This window comes from Pleurocapsa sp. FMAR1, assembly GCF_963665995.1.
GTDB lineage: Bacteria > Cyanobacteriota > Cyanobacteriia > Cyanobacteriales > Xenococcaceae > Waterburya.
In genome coordinates, this window is the sequence record NZ_OY762512.1 from 655,122 (window position 1) to 673,531 (window position 18,410).

Annotated in this window: 17 protein-coding genes; 4 read left to right on the top strand and 13 right to left on the bottom strand. The window is 38.0% G+C overall.

What is annotated here, in order from left to right; all coding sequences use genetic code 11:
* Positions 1-7: 7 nt before the first annotated feature.
* From cruG to SLP02_RS03325, 3 genes are all read right to left on the bottom strand, one after another.
* The gene (cruG, locus tag SLP02_RS03315; protein ID WP_319419231.1) at positions 8-1,144 is read right to left on the bottom strand and encodes a 2'-O-glycosyltransferase CruG; all 1,137 of its coding nucleotides are present in this window, start codon (positions 1,142-1,144) and stop codon (positions 8-10) included.
* Positions 1,145-1,193: 49 nt separating this feature from the next.
* Complete coding sequence (cruF, locus tag SLP02_RS03320; RefSeq protein ID WP_319419232.1) at positions 1,194-2,078, bottom strand: gamma-carotene 1'-hydroxylase CruF; 885 nt, start codon at positions 2,076-2,078, stop codon at positions 1,194-1,196.
* Between the two features lie 170 nt (positions 2,079-2,248).
* The gene (locus SLP02_RS03325) at positions 2,249-2,590 is read right to left on the bottom strand and encodes a GNAT family N-acetyltransferase (RefSeq protein WP_319419233.1); all 342 of its coding nucleotides are present in this window, start codon (positions 2,588-2,590) and stop codon (positions 2,249-2,251) included.
* Between the two features lie 247 nt (positions 2,591-2,837).
* Here SLP02_RS03325 and SLP02_RS03330 point away from each other — a divergent pair, with 247 nt between their 5' ends.
* Together SLP02_RS03330 and SLP02_RS03335 are read left to right on the top strand one after the other, a co-directional pair.
* Positions 2,838-4,154 (top strand): aminopeptidase P N-terminal domain-containing protein, encoded by a 1,317-nt coding sequence (locus SLP02_RS03330; protein WP_319419234.1) that lies wholly within the window; start codon positions 2,838-2,840, stop codon positions 4,152-4,154.
* Positions 4,155-4,220: 66 nt separating this feature from the next.
* Positions 4,221-4,979: a phytanoyl-CoA dioxygenase family protein gene (locus SLP02_RS03335; RefSeq protein ID WP_319419235.1), complete on the top strand. Its 759-nt coding sequence runs from the start codon at positions 4,221-4,223 to the stop codon at positions 4,977-4,979.
* Positions 4,980-5,489: 510 nt separating this feature from the next.
* On the opposite strand, the gene SLP02_RS03340 is transcribed toward SLP02_RS03335, so the two are convergent.
* The 10 genes from SLP02_RS03340 to SLP02_RS26455 form a co-directional block, all read right to left on the bottom strand.
* The gene (locus SLP02_RS03340) at positions 5,490-6,131 is read right to left on the bottom strand and encodes a PAP/fibrillin family protein (protein ID WP_319419236.1); all 642 of its coding nucleotides are present in this window, start codon (positions 6,129-6,131) and stop codon (positions 5,490-5,492) included.
* A gap of 78 nt (positions 6,132-6,209) precedes the next feature.
* Entirely contained in the window at positions 6,210-6,410 is a 201-nt protein-coding gene (locus SLP02_RS03345) for a hypothetical protein (protein WP_319419237.1), read from the bottom strand.
* 330 nt (positions 6,411-6,740) lie between these two features.
* Entirely contained in the window at positions 6,741-7,982 is a 1,242-nt protein-coding gene (locus SLP02_RS03350) for an endo-1,4-beta-xylanase (protein ID WP_319419238.1), read from the bottom strand.
* Positions 7,983-8,012: 30 nt separating this feature from the next.
* Positions 8,013-9,293: an oligosaccharide flippase family protein gene (locus tag SLP02_RS03355; RefSeq protein ID WP_319419239.1), complete on the bottom strand. Its 1,281-nt coding sequence runs from the start codon at positions 9,291-9,293 to the stop codon at positions 8,013-8,015.
* Positions 9,294-9,296: 3 nt separating this feature from the next.
* Positions 9,297-10,544 carry an O-antigen ligase family protein gene (locus SLP02_RS03360; RefSeq protein WP_319419240.1) on the bottom strand — a complete coding sequence of 416 codons (1,248 nt, stop codon included), beginning with the start codon at positions 10,542-10,544 and terminating at the stop codon, positions 9,297-9,299.
* Positions 10,545-11,277: 733 nt separating this feature from the next.
* Positions 11,278-13,467 (bottom strand): GumC family protein, encoded by a 2,190-nt coding sequence (locus SLP02_RS03365; RefSeq protein WP_319419241.1) that lies wholly within the window; start codon positions 13,465-13,467, stop codon positions 11,278-11,280.
* A gap of 53 nt (positions 13,468-13,520) precedes the next feature.
* Positions 13,521-15,002, bottom strand: coding sequence for a sugar transferase (locus tag SLP02_RS03370; protein ID WP_319419242.1), 1,482 nt, complete (start codon positions 15,000-15,002; stop codon positions 13,521-13,523).
* Positions 15,003-15,305: 303 nt separating this feature from the next.
* Positions 15,306-15,899 carry an ABC transporter permease gene (locus SLP02_RS03375; protein WP_319419243.1) on the bottom strand — a complete coding sequence of 198 codons (594 nt, stop codon included), beginning with the start codon at positions 15,897-15,899 and terminating at the stop codon, positions 15,306-15,308.
* A 129-nt stretch (positions 15,900-16,028) separates the two neighbouring features.
* Positions 16,029-16,490 (bottom strand): hypothetical protein, encoded by a 462-nt coding sequence (locus SLP02_RS03380; protein ID WP_319419244.1) that lies wholly within the window; start codon positions 16,488-16,490, stop codon positions 16,029-16,031.
* Positions 16,491-16,638: 148 nt separating this feature from the next.
* Entirely contained in the window at positions 16,639-16,935 is a 297-nt protein-coding gene (locus SLP02_RS26455) for an FHA domain-containing protein (protein ID WP_413467317.1), read from the bottom strand.
* A 73-nt stretch (positions 16,936-17,008) separates the two neighbouring features.
* Between SLP02_RS26455 and SLP02_RS03390 the strand changes: the two genes are divergently transcribed.
* Together SLP02_RS03390 and SLP02_RS03395 are read left to right on the top strand one after the other, a co-directional pair.
* Positions 17,009-17,683: a sigma-70 family RNA polymerase sigma factor gene (locus SLP02_RS03390; protein ID WP_319419246.1), complete on the top strand. Its 675-nt coding sequence runs from the start codon at positions 17,009-17,011 to the stop codon at positions 17,681-17,683.
* A gap of 52 nt (positions 17,684-17,735) precedes the next feature.
* Positions 17,736-18,278 (top strand): DUF1822 family protein, encoded by a 543-nt coding sequence (locus tag SLP02_RS03395; protein WP_319419247.1) that lies wholly within the window; start codon positions 17,736-17,738, stop codon positions 18,276-18,278.
* Positions 18,279-18,410 lie beyond the last annotated feature (132 nt).

The window sequence follows — 18,410 nt, forward strand, 5'->3', positions numbered from 1 at the left end:
TGCTAGTTTAGTAGGTTCGACCACGCCATTTTGTTGGCTTTTTCAAGGAAGATAAAAATATTCGCAACACGGCAAGGGAATCGGCAAAAGGAGATAGCCAAAAGAAGAAAGACGAACCAGAATAGGAAGGTGCAATCGCGATCAACATTCCCCAGCGCATCAAAACTAAGAAAGTATTTATGCTAAGTAAGGCAATGACGACGGGATAATTAATGCCTGAGCTAAGAAGATATAAGTTCAGAAATAGCATCGGTAAAGGTAAAGCCTGTACAAACAAGAGAAACAACACATCACCCCATACCTGGGCATTTGAGGCTGCGTCTTTAAGATCGAGCGATCGCCCCCATTCATTCCAGGTTTCTTTTGCGCCTTCGTACATTTTGACCTTAATTACTTTTGAGCCATCAAAAAAGCCCACTTTATAACCCGCAGCAGCAATATTTCTAGCTAAGGTCACATCATCACAAAAAGAGCCAGCAGCAGTCGTATAGCCATCTAGTTTTGCCAAAACTGAACGACGACATAAAAAACACTGCCCATTTGCCATGACTCTACTAGAGCTAGCTGCATCTACCCCAGCCGAATCAAAGCGATACAACAAAGTCATCAGCAAGGCTGGCTGTAAAAACCATTCACCCCTGTATTGCAGCACAAATTGCGGTGCCAGAGATACCATGTCGTAGCCTTCTGCCTCAGCAGCATTAAGCAAACTAGGAATTAAACCAGGCTGAGGTTGAGTATCTGCATCTATGCCTAAAAACCATTCACTGTGGCGCGAAGTGTGTAAATAGCCTGTGTGTAAAGCCCAAGGACGACCAATCCAGCCAGGAGGCAAAGGATCGTCGGTAATTAGGCGAAATCGAGGATCTTTTTTTTCCTCTGCTTTGACTAGATCCTGAGTGCCATCTTGGGAATTGCTATCAACTACAATGATTTCTCGAAGTTCATAAGTTTGAAGAGTCAAACCTTCTAAGCAAGGAGTAATGCGTTCGGCTTCATTGAGCGTAGGCACAACAACGCTTACCTTACCTATTAAATCAGGGTTAGCCAACTGAGGTAGTAAAGGCGATCGCCTTTTGGCACCCTTGAGTAAGCGAGATAATAAAATTGCGGTAGCTACTATTTGAGATAATAAAATCCCCAAGATTAATACATATAAAAGCTCAGAATCCACTCATTACTCCGAAAAGTTGTTAGTTATTAGTTGCTAGTGCATTGTCGGCAGAAGCTGCCGAGGGGTTGGTTGCTATTCCATATAAAATTATTAGAGGCAAGATACCCAAGACAAACCCTAGTAGTACAGGTACATAAAATCCTGCTGCCAAACTCAAAACCGTAGCAAAAGTGAAGTTTGCCAAGTAAATCGCTAAGGGTAACTTTAGATCATTATTGGGCAAGGTAAAAGGTTTTACTCTCCAAAGTAAAGCAGCCACCGTCATAAAAATAATTCCTGTACCCATCCAGCCTGCAAAGTTCTGATAGGGCATCCCAAAAAATGCTCCTGGTTGATCCCATACCCAAAAAGGAATAGGTGCTTGACTCATGGCAGGATCGAGGACAAAATCCCAGGATGTTAAGCATAAGGCACCGCAAATAATTGCTCCCAACTGGCAGACCCAGTTTTTAATATCTAATCTGCTTAAGCCAGCTAAGGCAATAATGTAAGCACTAAAACCCAAATAAAACCAAGATAAGGGGATGGTAAACGGCACCAAACCCGCAATTTTATAGCCTAAACCGCTAAGATAACGATATTCGCCAAAAGGAAAGCCTGTACTAGTACCTAAAAGCTCGCTTCCTAATGATAAAGCGATCGCAGGAATCATAAAGCTTAACCAATGCCACAATCCTAAAGTGCGATAAGCATAAAGAGCCACGGCAGCCGTAGCAAGCACCATATAGGCTACACCACCACCAGCCATAGACCAGCCAAAAATTGTCAGACCCCATTCAAACTCGCCTAACTTTGCCAAAAAATTAGGATTGGGCAACACTAAAATAATTCCTGCCAAACCAAAAGCCATCGCCAAAATATGACTAACTAATAAATAATTTTCGGTACTGGATACTCGTTTCATAGGTGAAAAAATTGTTTTATAAAAATAAACTTCCTCAATTAGTCTACAAATATCTAAAAAAGAATGTAGGATAACGGCGGTAAATCATGCTTAATTAACGCTAATTTTAGGTTAAGACAATTAATTAAAGTGTTGATGTAGCTTTTAGCTTTTAGCTCTTAGCCGACAGGTTAAAAATTTAACCTAAATTCTAAACCTCGTTCATAAAAACCTAATTTTTGATATAGTTGATGGACTTGAGGACGAGATTTTCTACTAGTAGCAATTAGCTTATAACAATTCTGTTCTTTGGCGACCTTAACTGCTTGTTCAATTACTTGCGTCCCTAAACCTCTGCCTCGATGATTTTCAGCAACATAAACATCTTCGAGTAAACCAAAAGGCTCTTCGTGCAAATCATTGTGCATGATGTATAGATAAGCTCTTGCTATTTCATTTTCTTCTTCGACAAAAAATTTAATTCCTTTGGCGTTGACAGTTTTTGATTTAATTTTCATGTTAGCGATCGCCATAAAAGCTCAATTTTACTTTAGATGCCATGTTGACCAACGCTCAGAACAAAATTTATTATTTTTGTCTAAAGCATAACAACCAATAAAAGATTAGCGATCGCACTTTAAACAAAAATCGGCGTTAGTAAATCCTCTGCTGAAATTTGCATTTAATTAGCTACAAACGTATGACACCACAGATATTTGTTCTATTGCATAATAAACTATATAAATCTTTCTACATAGAGTGCTAGGGAATTAAAACAGAATGGGGATTGAGCAACAAGAATACCGCCAACGTCAGCAAGAATTAATGTCAAAGATTGGCAACGGTACGGCAATTTTCCGTAGTGCGCGATTGGCTACTATGCACAACGATGTTGAATATACCTACCGCCAGGAAAGCAGCTTTTATTATTTAACTGGATTTAATGAACCAGAAGCGGTGGCGGTGTTCGCGCCTCATCATGAAGAACATCAGTATATTCTCTTTGTGCAGCCTAAAGACCCAGAGAAAGAAACTTGGACGGGCTATCGTTGTGGTGTAGACGCAGCCAAAGAGATATATGGTGCGGACGAAGCTTATCCTATTGCTGAATTAGATGAAAAACTACCTCAATACTTAGTTAATGCCGATCGCATTTATTATCATTTAGGTAGTGAAGAAAGTTTTAATAACACTATCATCTCTCACTGGCAGAGACTAATGCGAGGCTACCAAAAACGTGGCAAAGCTCCCCTAGCACTTGAAGATACTCGACCTCTCACCTTTGCGATGCGCTCAGTCAAAAGCCCTGGAGAAATTGCCATGATGCGTCAGGCAACCAAAATATCCGCCATGGCTCATAATCGCGCCCGTGAATTTGCTCAACCAGGGCTTTATGAATACCAAGTACAGGCAGAAATAGAGCATATATTTCGCAAGGAAGGAGGAATTGGTATTGCCTATCCTTCGATTGTGGCATCAGGTGAAAATGCCTGTATTTTGCACTATATAGAAAATGAACGCCAGATGCAGGACAATGAACTGCTGCTAATAGATGCTGGCTGTTCCTATGGCTATTACAATGGCGATATTACCCGTACTTTTCCAGTCGGGGGCAAATTTACCCCAGAACAAAAAGCCCTGTATGAAATTGTTTTAGAGGCGCAGCTAAAGGCGATCGCTGAAGTTCAGCCAGGTAAGCCTTATAATGAGTTTCACGACATGGCTGTCTGCGTAATTGTTCAAGGTTTGTTGGATTTGGGGTTACTTCAAGGCGACCTAGAAGAAATTATCAAAGAAGAGAAGTACAAACCTTTTTATATGCACCGAACAGGACATTGGCTAGGTTTAGATGTCCACGATGCAGGAACATATAGGCATAACGAGGATTGGCAAAATCTTACTCCTGGACATATAGTCACAGTTGAACCAGGAATTTATGTTTCTCCCCATATCAAACCTGCCGAAGGACAGCCAGAAATCCCCGACAAGTGGAAAGGTATTGGCATCAGGATTGAAGACGATTTACTCGTAACTATCGATGGACACGATGTTTTAACTTCAGATGTACCTAAATCTGTTGCGGAAATGGAAAGATAATTACTGATTACTACTGTACGGGCAAACAGCCCTTCGCCCCTAGCAAATTACAAATTACTAACTAAAGTGAATTTAACTAAATTAACTGAGGAAATCATTCAAGGGAAAGGGTATATTATCCTACCTGATTTGCTAAGTCTTAAAGAAACAACAGAAGCAAGAAATTTAATTCTTGAACTTGCTCAACAGGAAAAACAGGAAAACAAACTGGTTGTTCAGGGTAAAAAAGAAAGACTGTATGGCTTGATTTATAAAGGAGAGTTTTTCACTAAATTAGTCCAAGACAAGTTAATCCTGGCAGTTATTGAAGCAATTCTTGGGGAAGATATTGTCTTAGGCGGTTTCTCGGCGCATATTCTGAAGCCTGGGGCAGAAAGAATGGGCATTCATGTCGATTATCCATACTGGGCAATGACTTCTCCTTTTCCTAGCCAACCAATTTTAGAGATTCAAGTTATTTGGCTAATGGAAGATTTTACTGCGGATAATGGCGCACCTTTGTTTGCTGCGGGAACACAAAACCTAGCCACCAAGCCAAATAAAATACAGTTTGAAAAAACGGCAGAAAAAATTACGGGAACAGCAGGAACAGCCATTATTTCCCATGGTCTATGTTGGCATGATACTTCGGTTAACAAAAGCGATCGCCCTAGAGTATCTTTACTGGGTAACTATACACCCCAATATGTTCATCCTTTAGAAAATAGTCTATTTGATTATCAACCAGAAACAATCGCCAATTCTAGCCCCAAGCTAAAAAAGCTATTGAGACACACCTGGATTTCTAAAAACCAGCCTATGTATGGCATGAGTTTTGTTAAATAGTAAATGTTGTAGGTCATCACTGTCTTGAACGGGCTGCTTGAATTTTGTCATCGGCACAATTGAGTTGAGCGATCGCGCGATCGCGTTGGACTAAATCTAGTTCCTCTCGCGCTAATGCTCCTTGTTCTACCAAAATTGACGACGGCGATATTGCTCGTTTTGTAGTTTTACATCGGCAGCAGCAGTAGCTCGTGACTGTACCGATTGTAGTTTTGCTTGGGCGTTAGCTCTTGCAGTCTGGGCAGAATTAAAGGCTGCTTAACTGTCCCGTTTGAATATTTGGTCTTAGCTGAATTAATGGTTCTCCTGCTTGCACTTTATCCCCTTCTGTGGCATAAATCTGACTAACTCTACTGAAAATTAAACATAAGTTGCTAAATGATTAGTCATTTGTTTCAACTGAAAAGCAAAAAGAAAGATATAAGAACTCAAAAACTGGAATTTATTTTTATCAAATATTATACATTATTATTTATTGGAACTATTTAATATACCTATTTATTCAGCATTTTAAGCTTTAGTCAAAATAAATAAGCTACCATCTCCACCACGACCAATTCTCATTGTTTCATCAATATAGGTAATATCTAAACTGGGAATTCTGCCTTGAGGATTTCGAGCTTCTAAAACTTTGAGCGGATCGAGTATCTTTGTCTTAATTCCTAATATTTTAGTAATGGCAATAAAGCGTTGTCTAAAATTTACGTTAATTTTTTGATTGGGAAGCCGATCTTCCTCTGTTAATGCTGGTTCAAACGTGGCTGTTATCCTGACATATCCTGATAACAAACCCGTCTTGTGTTTTACCCAAGCTCTATTTTCAAAGGATGCAGTTTTAATGTCGATTATTTGGTATATTTTACCAACCAAAAAACCGAAGGGTAAACGTCTTAAAGAGCGAATTTCTCTGGCGGTTGAATATTCTAATAGCCAAGCACCGTCAAGTAGCTGACTACCATAAGTCAGAGGACGAGGAAAAGGAGTAAGGTTTTCTAGATTAACCGTTAATGCTTCTATCTTTTGAACCTTTTTTTGGCTAATTTCTAAATCTGTAATTGGTGAATCATTAAAGGCTTGAAGATTGTTTTGTAGTTCCTTAATTTCTGCAAGTAAATTCTGTTTGACTTCCAGTCTATTTTGTACTTTTGGCATTTGAAATCTGGTGTAGGTAAATAAATTGAATATCATTAATCAGAATATTGCTAACAAAACTAACTATATGAAAATGTTTTAATCATGTTTCGTAATTGAATTGTCTTTTTCAAAATACTGACTTCTCCTTCCCTTTGTCAACTCTCCGAGTCTTTTGTTTTCAACGTTTCTAAACTTTTCCAGTAAGGCAATAATTGTCAGCAGAAACTTAGTAACTTTCGCAGGAGATAAATTATAAGCTGGCAGGTTAAACTCTCCTGCAAAATTGCTAGACTTCATATATCTTTACTAAATAAAAACCAAGGAGTATTTCATTAATATTACCTTAACCTATGGATAACTTTAGTATCAAAAAATCAAGCTGATTGGTTATTGAGAGCTAAAGCTGTTCAAGTCTATATTGCATCTAAAAAAATGCCAAGGCAACTACATTTAAAGCAATAGCATTGCCAACGTGAAGAGTTTAAGGCAAATATAAAAGTGTTATTAATTATTTTAGGTTTTGGCTTTTTAATTATTTGATTTCTGGCTAAACTAGTTTACCTATTGTTAACTAACTATTACCCAACGCTCACAGATTACTTCGTCCGTTTAGAAGTAATCTGTGGCTTAAGTTCTGTTGGGAGCTTCTCGTAAAGCTCTGGCTACTGCATTCCAGGCGGGTTTTCGTAAATAGCCTCGATCTAACAATAATGGACGAACATCCGCATCATCTTTTCTAGGAGCAAAGCCACTTAGCCAAGTATAGCGATCGCTCAGGCCCCAACTAACAATTGTGGTGACGGCAGGTTCATCTAGAACAACAGAAAGATACTGATAATATGCCTCTGCTACTAAGCGATCGCGAGTTGCCATATCTTTGGGGAGTTTAGCATCCCTGACATCCAATTCAGAAATGATAATTTGTAATCCCATACTGGCAACATCACTGAGAAATTTCCTAAACTTCTGACCATCAAATTCTTGGTTTCTACTCCCATCTAAATGGCTTTGAATACCCAAAGCGTGAACAGGTGTTCCCTTTGCTTTTAATCGTTCTAACAATTTCAAAACGGCTATTCGGCGTTTTCCGTCCCAACTGCTGTTGTAGGGATTGCTGTAGGTTAAACCATTATCGTTATAAACTAAGATCGCTTTAGGGTCAGCTTGAGCAGCAATATGAAAAGCACGTTCAATATAGTCTGGTCCCAAAAAATTAAGCCAGGCTGGACATTTTTCACCTCTAATACCACTTTTGGTAGTGTCTTTTAAATTATCGCTTCTGCCATCATCAACGTTAATTGCTTCATTAATTACATCCCAAGAATGTATTCTGCCTGCATGACGTTTGGCTAAAGTAGCAACGTGATTAGTAAAGATTTTATCGATTTCGGCACTAGTAGTATCAGCAGCCTTAAATTTCTCTACTAGCCAAGGCGAATTAAATTCATTCCAAATTAAAGGATGCGCGCGAAAAATCAGATTATTTTGAGTTGCAAAGTTAAAGAAAGCGTCAGTTTGTTGAAAATTATAATTGTTGTAGCCGAAAGGACCAACGGTAACTCCAAAAAAGCCACCTACTACCATGGCATATTCTCGACAAAAATTTTCTTTAAACTTTATATCGTGAGGCAATTCATCATAAGCCCTTTGAGTATATCCGCCATAAATTATGCCTTTAGATGCTGCTATTTGACGCAGAGTTTCTCCTCTAACACTTTTATTTTGTTTAGTTAATTTACTCAAATATAAATTAAATTCTGGCTCTTGGGCTTGAGAATCTTGCTGTTGACAAGTTAAACTTGTCGCACCAAATCCACCAAAAGCTAATAATAATGAACGTCTACCGTATTTAAATAATTTTCTGGTCATAGAACTATATTCTTTGACTATATTAGTTTGCTAAATATTTGATGCCGATTGTTTAGAATATCGATAAACAAAACCCCAGAGAAAAACCATTAATAAAAATTCAGAAGCAATTGTTGCCCAAATAGCACCAAGCCAACCATACTTAGGAATAAGCCAGAAATTTAATAAGCCATTGATAATAGCTACTAATACTTGAGCAGTAGTTCGAGAGCTTTGATAATTTGCTCCTGTTAAAGTATCTGCTGCAAAAAAGTGCATTGTTCGCAAAAAAATTGTTGGCGAAAGCCAGATTAAAGCACGAGCAGAAGCCTGATATTGGGAGCCTAATATAATCGGTAATAGAGGTGCAAGGACGACTAGACCTACAACTGCTAATAAGGAATACGCAAGAGAAAGAGGTAGGAGCTTCTTACATAGTTCAAAACTCCCTTTAATTCCTGAAGCGCCGTGTTGAAAGAATTTTCTAAACGAAGCTAAGGCAACTGATTGAATTGGAGTCAAGGCAACATTTAGTATATGATATGCTGCCCCATATATTCCAGTCGCTTCTAAGGTAGATAACTTAGCCAGCATCGATTTATCTAAATCATTATAAATATTTTGGGCAGATACGCTGACGGCAAATGCAAAACCAAGTCGCAACTCTTGTTTTACTCTAGATAAGTTGAATTTGGGATAGCCAACTAGCTTAATAACCAGATAGATAGATGCTGCTCCAGAAACAAACGTAGCAACGCAATAGAGTATGCACCATGTAAGTATACTGGGCTGGTCAAAAAAAGCAATGAATACTAGCACTGCGACAAACCTGTTTAATGACATCAAGACAATAGTTTTAGCTGTGTAATTTAAGAGTCCCACAGCCATAAAAGCATCCCTGGCAATATCATTAAACTTTAAAAAGGTTAGATTAGCTAAAGTCACAAAAAATACCGAATATATTGAAATATTTGGTATAGAAAAAAAATTATAAGCTATTAATATTAAAGCTGTAAATATTGAGCTAAATAAAAGGGTTTTGAGAATTGTAGCTCCAAAATACTCTCTAAATAGACTGCGATCGCGTGCAACATTTTGGATGAATACTTCTCCACTACCCCAGCCTGCAAAAGGAATAAAAATAGATACTATTGCCACTATGCCTACATATGCCCCGTATTTTTCTGGGGCGAAAGTACGAGCTAAAATAACGAAGTAGAAACCTTGAATAACTAATCTTAAAATAAAAGATTGAAATATTGTCCAAGTATTCTTGAATAGTTTATTTTGTAATAAATTGCTAAGTATTAAACTAAACTTTTCTTTAAACATAAATCAACTGGGAGATGCCACAATTTTAGGCGTTGTTTTCTGAGTCTTTACTTTCATTGAATAGAGTGAAGCTAGGGTAATGATCCAGATATTGCCTCCAGTAAAAAAAGAAACTTCTGTACAATTTGAAAACAAATCGTACATTAAAAATAAAAATATCCAGAGCATCTTCAAATCTTTAGAGGCTAAATATCCATATAAAGATCTAAATAAACAGTTAGCATATCCTAGTAAAAATACAACCAAGCCAATAAGTCCTAAATCAATCCAAAGTTGTATATAGCCATTGTGAGAGTGGACAGGAGACCAATCATGTATTTGCCATAATAAATAAGCCGTTCTACTTTGTCCAGAAAAAAAGCTCCCATAACCATAGCCTAGAAGTGGCTTTTGCTGTATAAACTGCCATAAAGTGTGCCACAAAAGAGTCCTGCCAGACAAAGTTATGTCTTTACCATTAACGCTTAAAAATGTATTGAAGTTAATTAAAAACAAAAACAAGATTAAAGAGGTAAAAATTAAAAATAGTAATATTAAAAACACGCTTTTCTTGGACTGCAATGATAGTCTTTTTAATCCTTGAGCAGTCACAAAAATAAATAAAACGCTCATTAAAGAAGTGGCAGATTCCGCAAAATAAATTAAAATTACTGATAAAAAACAGCAAATTTGGAAAAATAACCGTCTTTCTTTATGTAAAAGTGACAAAAAATAAAAGCTAATAAAGCTGGCAAACATACTTTCTCCCAAGCCATTTTTGTGAGGAAAAATACCCTTCCAAGCACCAACAATAGCATCGGTATTCATTATTCCGTATTGTGGCAGAGCCAAAGCCAATAAGAAGCTAAAAAATATAGAAATACCAAAAGTCCAGCCATATATTCTTAGCTGTTGCTTAAAATCGTAGCTAGAACCTAGATATAATGCGAATAAAGTTCCTCCAATCAAAGCTACTACTTTTCTAAAGGCTATCTCAGGAACAGATGACCAGGATATTGAGGCGAGCGCCAAACCAAGCAAAAACAATACCCATAAGTGGCTACTTAAAAACATTAAAGTTCTTTGCCAACGAAAAGCCAGTAATGAAATAGTAATGAAATATATGCCTATAAAAGCAAGGCGGAGTGCTGGGCTATCTATATCCCCCTGTCCAACAGTTTCTCCTAAGATAATAGAATAAAACCCATTTGAAAATAGCAGTAATGATATAACTGAAAATACGTTTTCAAAAGGACGAATTGACTTTTTCATGTTGTCTAATTGCAGCCAGTTTTTCTAGACAATATAGCCGTATTTTATAATTAAGTTATTTCTTAATATCAAAACTAGATGAATATTTGCTTCAATAATTATCCCTTAGGCAAGATTATTCAGAGCAGGCTCCGCCACGTCCCGGACGAAGCCTACATGCGGCTTAAGCCTTTGTTACGAAGTTTGCTCGCCCTCGACAGTACATGCGGACAAGTACGTGCGGACAAGTCCTTCGTTTGTTTCAACGCGACGGGGCTGTGTGGGCGCGATGCAATCACGCCCACAGCCCCGAACCCGCGCAACTGCTTCACCGCAACGCAACTGTCTCGCAACGGGCGAGTGGAATATGCTCTCGCGGACTCTCTGTCCGCCGCCGTTGCAAAGCGCGAAAAGAGGAAAGACCCCGCGTCGCCGTAGGGCGCAAGGGGAATGCTTCCCTCATTTCCTCGCCCCAAAACGCGCCTTAACTTCGCGCTGCTGAGATCGTTGGTCAAAATTAACGTTCATTAAATATTGTTTGATGGGTGAGTATAACTATTTATACCCACCCATCAAACATTCGATTTTAGTTAATGTCAAGTGACGCGTTGTTAAGCATTTAATTAACTCTCGCTCGAACAGAGGAAGCAAAGAGATAAAGGGCTAATGTTTAACAAGTAAATATATAGTTTAAATGCACATCCGCATATCATGAACAATTGACAATTTAAATAGCAATTACGCCATAAGCAGCTTACTTATTACTTTTTTCTGCATAGTAATAGCTATTGTAATAATCAGGTTCTCTGCTCATGTCTGCTCCATTAACAATTACACCTAATACCTTTTGTCTAGTACTATCTAAAGTTTTTTTCGCTGCACTAGCACTGCCATAGTCAGCAACTCCAGGTCTGACAACGAACAAAAAGCCATCTATCAGCTTGCCAATAATTTTTGTGTCTGCAATACCATTAATAGGAGGTGTATCAAAGATAATCTGATCGTAATGTTTGGATACACTATCGATAAATTCTCTCATTGTTGGAGAATCCAAAAGAGCGACAGGATTATTTGGTATCGATCCCGCAGTCAAAACATCTAAGTTAGGCATAGTGTTTTGGATTGCATCTTCCCATTGAACCTCACGCCTAAGAATGTCGATTAAACCTACTTGGTTAGAAATTTCCCAAATATGATGCTGGGTTGGGCGACGCATATCTGCATCTACCAGTAAAATTTTTTGACCACACTCAGAGCGTGCTACTGCCAAATTAGCTGAGACAGAAGATTTTCCTTCTTGGGGGACTGAACTAGTTATGGCAATAACTTTTTTTCTAGCATCAGCATCTAAAAGCTTAAGATTGACCTGTATATTTTGATACGCTTCTTTCAAAGGCATCATCGACACTTCGCTGGCTAGCTTTTGCTTTTGTGGAAGATTCAAGTTTGCTGGTGTGGCACTTCCAGGAAGTTGCGGTTGCCGATCATTACGCCCTGGTAAATCTATATTAGGGACTATGCCATGTAAAGGATAAGCAAACATATTCTCAACTTCTTGAGTATTTTTGATTGTGTTGTCTTTGAGATCTAAAAGAAAAGCCAGCGCCATCCCGAATAATACGCCCATCATAGCTCCTGCTGCAACAATTATTTTGCCACTTGGATTTACCGGGTCTTCTAAGATGGCTGCATTAGCAACTACCCGCACTTTATCAATGTCACTGGGAAGCACATCTAACTCTTTTGATTTACTTAAAAGACCTTCATATGCAGATTGAGCAGCCGTTACTTTTCGCTGTAGCTGTCTTTGTTGTTCTTGTAACTGAGGAAAGTTATCCGATCGCTTTTGGTATGCAGTGTAGGTATTTTGTAAAGATGCTAGCCTTTGATCTAACCCTTCTTTTTGCAGTCCTAATTCGGCATAATTAGCTAGCTGAGCCTGCTTCAATTCTCCCAAACTTAAAACATTGACGCTACTGGCTAAGCTTTGCTGAGATCCTAACGTACTAGCAACTTGCTGTTTTAGTAAAGCAGTTAAATCTGCCTGCTCCTCTTTTAAACTGATAATCTGTGGAGAGCTGTCAGATAAAACGTTACCCTTCTGGGCTAAAGCTAACTTGACTTTCTGTAGCTGTTCTAAAGTGCTTTGTACTCCAACAGATTGACTCAGTGAACTAACGGCAGAAGCTTCTTGCCAAGTCATACCTAATTGGCTTTTTAATCTGCTGTATCGGGCATCAACATCTTGTAACTGTGCTTTTACCTGATCTATTTCATTTTCAACTGCCGATATAGAACCGATTGTGGCAGTTGTTTCCTCGTTTAGATTAGCAGTGCGATTACGGTTTTGAAACAGACGTAAGTTTTCTTCTGCTTCTCTTACGCTCTTTTCGGCTTTAGGCAATTCTTTCTTAACATAATCTTTGGCGCGCACATTTCCACTACGGGTAAACGAAGCATAGTCTTCTGAATAAAGCTCTACGGCTCGTTGAACGACGGCAACAGCTATGTCTGGATCGGGATTATCGTATGTAATTTGCAGTATATCAGTGCCTAAAACTGGGTCTGCCTTAAGAGAGCTTTTTACGTTCTTGTAAGTTAGAGGTTTGCCACTATCACTTTTTAGATCCAGTTCTTTAATTAATTTTTCAATAACTGGTCGAGATTGAAAAATTTTCGCTTCTGTTTCTAAAGGATCTTTATCTTGGGTCAATCCTTTAAGACCGTCTGGATCTCCATTAATGTTAAGAATAGCAGAGGTGCGATCGGGTCTAATTTGTAGTTGAGCTTCAGCCTCATAAACTTTTTCAGAAGCCAGAGCAGCAGCTACAGATAGTGCCACAATTCCAGCAAAGGTTGCCGTTGCAGGTACCCAACGACGTTTTAATACCTGCCAATACTTATTAAAGTCTATATACTCTTCTAAATGTAAGTTAGAATCCATAAATTTTAATTAATGAACTTACTATATTAATATTAATTTTGTTTATTTTGAGCTTAGTACGCGCCTTTGGCACGGAAAACTACTCCTACTGTTTGCAAAAGAATTTTGAAATCTAGTGCCAAAGACCAATCCTCGATATATTCAAAATCTAAATTGAATACCCCATCTGACCCAGTATCTGAGCGTCCGCTAACTTGCCATAATCCAGTAATGCCTGGCAAAACTTCTTGGCGAAAAAAGTGATTTTGAGCAAACTTAGCAACGTCTCTTACAGGTAAAGGTCGAGGTCCTACTAAGCTCATTTCCCCCCTTAAAACGTTAAATAGCTGAGGTAGCTCATCTAGGCTGAACCGACGTAGATATTTCCCAACTCTGGTAATACGAGGATCTTCTTTGATTTTAAATAAAATTCCACCTTTGATCTCATTCTGCGCTTCCAACTGATGCTGCAGCTGGCTAGCATTGTCAACCATAGTGCGGAACTTCCAGATTTTAAAATGTTTGCCTTTTAAGCCAACTCGCGTTTGCTTATAGAGAATTGACCCTGAAGAATCAAGCTTAATTAAAGCTGCGATTATAAGCATCGGTAGACCAATAATCATTAACAAAAACAGTGAACCCACTACGTCAAAAATGCGTTTGCTGAAAAAATCAATGCCTACAATTGCTGAATGAGCAAATCTAATTGTGGGAACTCCCAAAATGGTGTCGATTTCTGCTTGTCTTGCTGGTAATTTAATATTAATTGGTAAGATTCGCCAATTGACACCAACAGTTATAAGCTTCCAGTATAAGCTGGTTGCACTTGCGATCGTTTCCCATGAACAGATAAAAACTTCGTCAAGTTCTTTATAATCTACTCGATCTAAAGCTAGGTATAGCGATTCATCATTATCAAAATCTGATAAGTCTAATTGCCCTGCAATTAAATAAACTTCACTGGTTTCTAACAGATGCTTAGATTTTTCTAATTCCTCAGAATTGCCAATCAACAGTATTTTCTGCCTTAAAGGATAATATTTTTGGCGTGCATATGCCCAAACCCAGTTTAGGCTCATGCGTTGAACAACAATTAGTAATGTGGTTGCCATCGCCGCCACTAATAATTGATAAAAATAACTGGTGCTATAAAATCTGACAATAATCGGTGCTATAGATAAATGAGCAAAAAAAACTGCCTTAATTGAATTAAAAATATTCCTGCTTTTATCCCCCTTACGGTATAAATTAAAGGCATAAAATAGACAGAGCATAAATATCAGGACAGTTAGAAACAAGCTATACTTCTCAGGCTTTTGCCAGACTGTAATCAAACTAAATTGATGCCAGCTATGACCCAAAGAAATAGACCAGCCTAGGCAGAGTGATAAACTATCCAGCACAAGCAAAACAATTATTTTGAATCTGTAGGAAAACTCTTTCTCGGCTAACTTTAAATATCCTGGAGATCTAAGATCTCTACCCTTAGCTATCTCATTATTCAAATAATTTTTACCCACTCCATAGTCTGGAGTACTGGAAAACTTGTCTAACATAACGTTGGTAATTGGTTTAGTTTAAAGTTCTAAATCAAATCGCTTAAATATTAGGAAGTAGTCTTACTAATATTTAACATAATTAGTCATAAAACTAAATGCTCTAACTAACACCAATTTGACAGCATCCTGGTTAAAGGATAATTGAGCTTCAAAAAACACTAATAAGTATTTGCATAAATAATAACTAAAATAAAAACTCAGTGTTTCCATTTACGGAATAATACGTAAGTCATTAACAATGTATAACTCAAGTTTTATGGTGCTGTCAATGGCTTTACGTAAAACTATCTCTTGCTTTACTCAAACTTTACTAGGCATGAAGATAATAGTCAAAAATCCTAAGCAAAAAATGCGTAATTTAAAAATATCTTTTCGTCGCTGTATTATCAAAGCCATAGTTGTATAAATTAGGGTATGAGCAATCAAAATTCCCCAATTCAAACCTAGATTTCCCCACGTGGCATTGTATACAGGAGTGGATTTGAATATTTCATTCAGCATTTGGAGACTTAAAGTTAAGTTTGGTTTTGGCGCCATAGCGTTAACGTTTGCTAACGAACCATATGCTCCAATTGACCAGCGACTAAGCATTAACCAAGAGAGTTTGCAAGGCCAGCCTTTTAAAGTAAATAAAACTCCAGAAAAAATAATTTGAGGAATCATTATTAAAGGTAAAATACCATTACCTCCATTTTCAGTTTTAACCAATACAGAAAGCATTAAATTAAGACTAGTGCTAGCTGGTAGAGTCAAAAAAGTAGTGATAGCGAAACCGACTGACCACGAGATTAAATTAGATTGAAAAGCTTCAAAAATCAGTAAGACTACAGCAGTAATTAAAATAGTTTGAGCGATCGCTTCTACCACCACGAATAAAAAGTTTTGAGGTAACATAAGGCAATAGACCAAGATTAAGTAGCCGCTCACGAAAATATATTGCCCTTTCCTTGACTATTTCGCGAATCGAGTTAGACAATCCAATCCAAATAGCCACACAGCTAAAGATAAACAGCAATCGTAGTGCTAGAGAGGCTTGGGTAACGCTTGGACAACAATCCTTAAAGGCTGTTCATTACGTAACGGTAAGCCAGTTAAGGCGATAGTAACTGGACTAGCTAACAAGGTCAGCACTAAGCTAGTGGTATCTCTGCTGACTAACTTCCAGTAGCGTTGACAGAGTAGAGATAGTTGAGCTAAAGCTGAAACACCTGTTTTAGAGACATTTGATTTGGCTACCTGCTGATTTTCTTTGCCTGGAGAAAAAGAATTTTGAATATAGGTCTTATATTCTGGAGAATTAGTATATTTTTCTGTCCAATACTTGACTCTTTCGGCGATCGCTGCTTTATTTTTACCCTTATTAAGTTCGATATAAATATCGGCAAAGTCGTCAAATTTCTCATCTAGAAAATTACCTGAATGCTGTTGAAAAAAGCTGATTGCTGATTTTGGAGCATAGTAACAAAGACTACCTCCTAAGCCCATAAAGGCAATGCGATCGCCCCAATTTCACAGACCAATTCTGCAATCCTTTAAAATTTAAGCGTCGTACCCTAGGCATATTCATTTCACTACGCTTCGGATTATAGCAGGTCAAAATTATCTGCTGACGAGGATCTTGACTAACCTATAATTACTCACCGTTTTTAAGAATATGTCCTTCGGTAAGATTTATCCATAATTGATTGATAAAAATACCGTTACCGCTAGGTTTTTGACTGTGGCGATCGCCATCATAGAGCCGAAAATTATTACCTTCTTTGACAATAATAGCTTGCCTACGAGAAACAACTTTCCATTCTCTAGGAACTTGCATATTTGCCCACTTAGGATCTCGTCCTAGGTAGTTGATGTTCTGGGTCAGATTGAGAATCTTTTTTTGCCCCTGATTGTCTAACTTAATATATGGTCTGCCGACAGTCGCCAGAATTGTTTCCTTGGACTAATTGCCACTCATCGCCCTGCAAATAAATTGTTATTTTAAAAATTAAGTTGTAGAAGCTTTGACTAGTGAAAGACTCAATCCTGAAGTAGTCGAAAGCTACGTTTTAGCTTGGACTTGTTTAAAGATCATTTGTGTAGCACAAGATAGTTCAATTCGCCAATTGCCAAAGCCTGAACCTGAAACTTGGAAAGCGATCGCCTTTCTCCACAACCAAAAGCGTCAAAGCCAATTACGGCAACCCACACAAGCCGCTACTGCCGAAAATATAGAAAAATGGATGTTAATTTGCGCTAAAGCTGCTCGTTCTTTTTTATTTCCTGACGTTATATCTATTAATAAGCCCAAACCTGGATATGAATCGGGAGAAATTGTTGATTCTATTGTGGGCGAAGTAGATGACTCTCTTTTGAGCGACATGATTGCCAAAAAGGAAATACAGCAGCGAGGTCAACAGCAAACAGATATCAATCAATTTTTAATTGATGCTGTTGCTCAATTAAAGCCAGAGTCGCAAAAGTTACTAAAGCTTTACTACTCGCAAGGACTCAAACAGGCAGACATTGCCCAGGAATTGAAAACTCAACAATACACAATTTCTCGCCAACTATCTAAAGCCAGAAAAGTTACTAAAGCTTTATCACAACGGACTCAAGAAAAACTGCATATATCTTTGACATCGGACATACTCGACAACATAAGCTCATTATTAGAAGAATGGTTAGCTAGTTATTAGGGCAGCGACCAATAAGAAATAATATTTTAAGATTTTAACTAGGAGTAAGTTGATGACTGCTGCCGACCAAAGTTTGTTTAACCCGACTCAATTAGTTTTGGAACTTGAGCCAGCTACAGTAGAAGCAGCTTGGAAAAGCCAAAACACTCCTAACCCTAGTAGTCGCTGGCAAAGGTATCTCAATCAGATAACCTTAAACGTCTTTTTGCCCTGGTTACAGATAAAAGAAGATGCCACAGCCAAGACTGAGTTTAATAGATCTACTCAGGCTGATATTTGGGAAATGGTCAACGGCACGGCAATTAAGCTCAAAGATGCCAAACTAATTTTGATTCCCTCCGAGGCGGAAGATTTAAGTGAGTTACGAGTTGCTCAAGAATGGATTGACATTCTTGGATGGACAGCAGATTACTACTTAGCAGTACAGGTAAATATTGATGCTGGTTATGTTCGCATCTGGGGTTATACAACTCACCAAAAGCTAAAAAATAACGGCAATTTTAACCAAAGCGATCGCACTTATAGTTTAAATGATGATCGATTAATTACCGATATAAATGTTTTATGGGTTGCTAGAGAGTTATGCCCACAATAAGTTACCCAGGTTGCAGTCGAGCCAATTGCTCCTATCCCCCAAGTTCAGGCTGAAAATTTAATTAAGCTTGCCAAGTAGAATCAACATTTGGCAATTATCAAGCAGAATTTTGGCAGTTTTAAATAACTAATG

What these genes read in the sequence shown, in the direction of transcription:
- SLP02_RS03330 (WP_319419234.1), top strand. Translation starts at nt 2,838, where the DNA reads ATGGGGATTGAGCAACAAGAATACCGCCAACGTCAGCAAGAATTAATG.
- SLP02_RS03380 (WP_319419244.1), bottom strand. Translation starts at nt 16,490, where the DNA reads ATGGGCTTAGGAGGTAGTCTTTGTTACTATGCTCCAAAATCAGCAATC.
- SLP02_RS03355 (WP_319419239.1), bottom strand. Translation starts at nt 9,293, where the DNA reads ATGTTTAAAGAAAAGTTTAGTTTAATACTTAGCAATTTATTACAAAAT.
- SLP02_RS03345 (WP_319419237.1), bottom strand. Translation starts at nt 6,410, where the DNA reads ATGAAGTCTAGCAATTTTGCAGGAGAGTTTAACCTGCCAGCTTATAAT.
- SLP02_RS03370 (WP_319419242.1), bottom strand. Translation starts at nt 15,002, where the DNA reads ATGTTAGACAAGTTTTCCAGTACTCCAGACTATGGAGTGGGTAAAAAT.
- cruF (WP_319419232.1), bottom strand. Translation starts at nt 2,078, where the DNA reads ATGAAACGAGTATCCAGTACCGAAAATTATTTATTAGTTAGTCATATT.
- SLP02_RS03395 (WP_319419247.1), top strand. Translation starts at nt 17,736, where the DNA reads ATGACTGCTGCCGACCAAAGTTTGTTTAACCCGACTCAATTAGTTTTG.
- SLP02_RS03350 (WP_319419238.1), bottom strand. Translation starts at nt 7,982, where the DNA reads ATGACCAGAAAATTATTTAAATACGGTAGACGTTCATTATTATTAGCT.
- SLP02_RS03325 (WP_319419233.1), bottom strand. Translation starts at nt 2,590, where the DNA reads ATGGCGATCGCTAACATGAAAATTAAATCAAAAACTGTCAACGCCAAA.
- SLP02_RS03360 (WP_319419240.1), bottom strand. Translation starts at nt 10,544, where the DNA reads ATGAAAAAGTCAATTCGTCCTTTTGAAAACGTATTTTCAGTTATATCA.
- SLP02_RS03375 (WP_319419243.1), bottom strand. Translation starts at nt 15,899, where the DNA reads ATGTTACCTCAAAACTTTTTATTCGTGGTGGTAGAAGCGATCGCTCAA.
- SLP02_RS03340 (WP_319419236.1), bottom strand. Translation starts at nt 6,131, where the DNA reads ATGCCAAAAGTACAAAATAGACTGGAAGTCAAACAGAATTTACTTGCA.
- SLP02_RS03365 (WP_319419241.1), bottom strand. Translation starts at nt 13,467, where the DNA reads ATGGATTCTAACTTACATTTAGAAGAGTATATAGACTTTAATAAGTAT.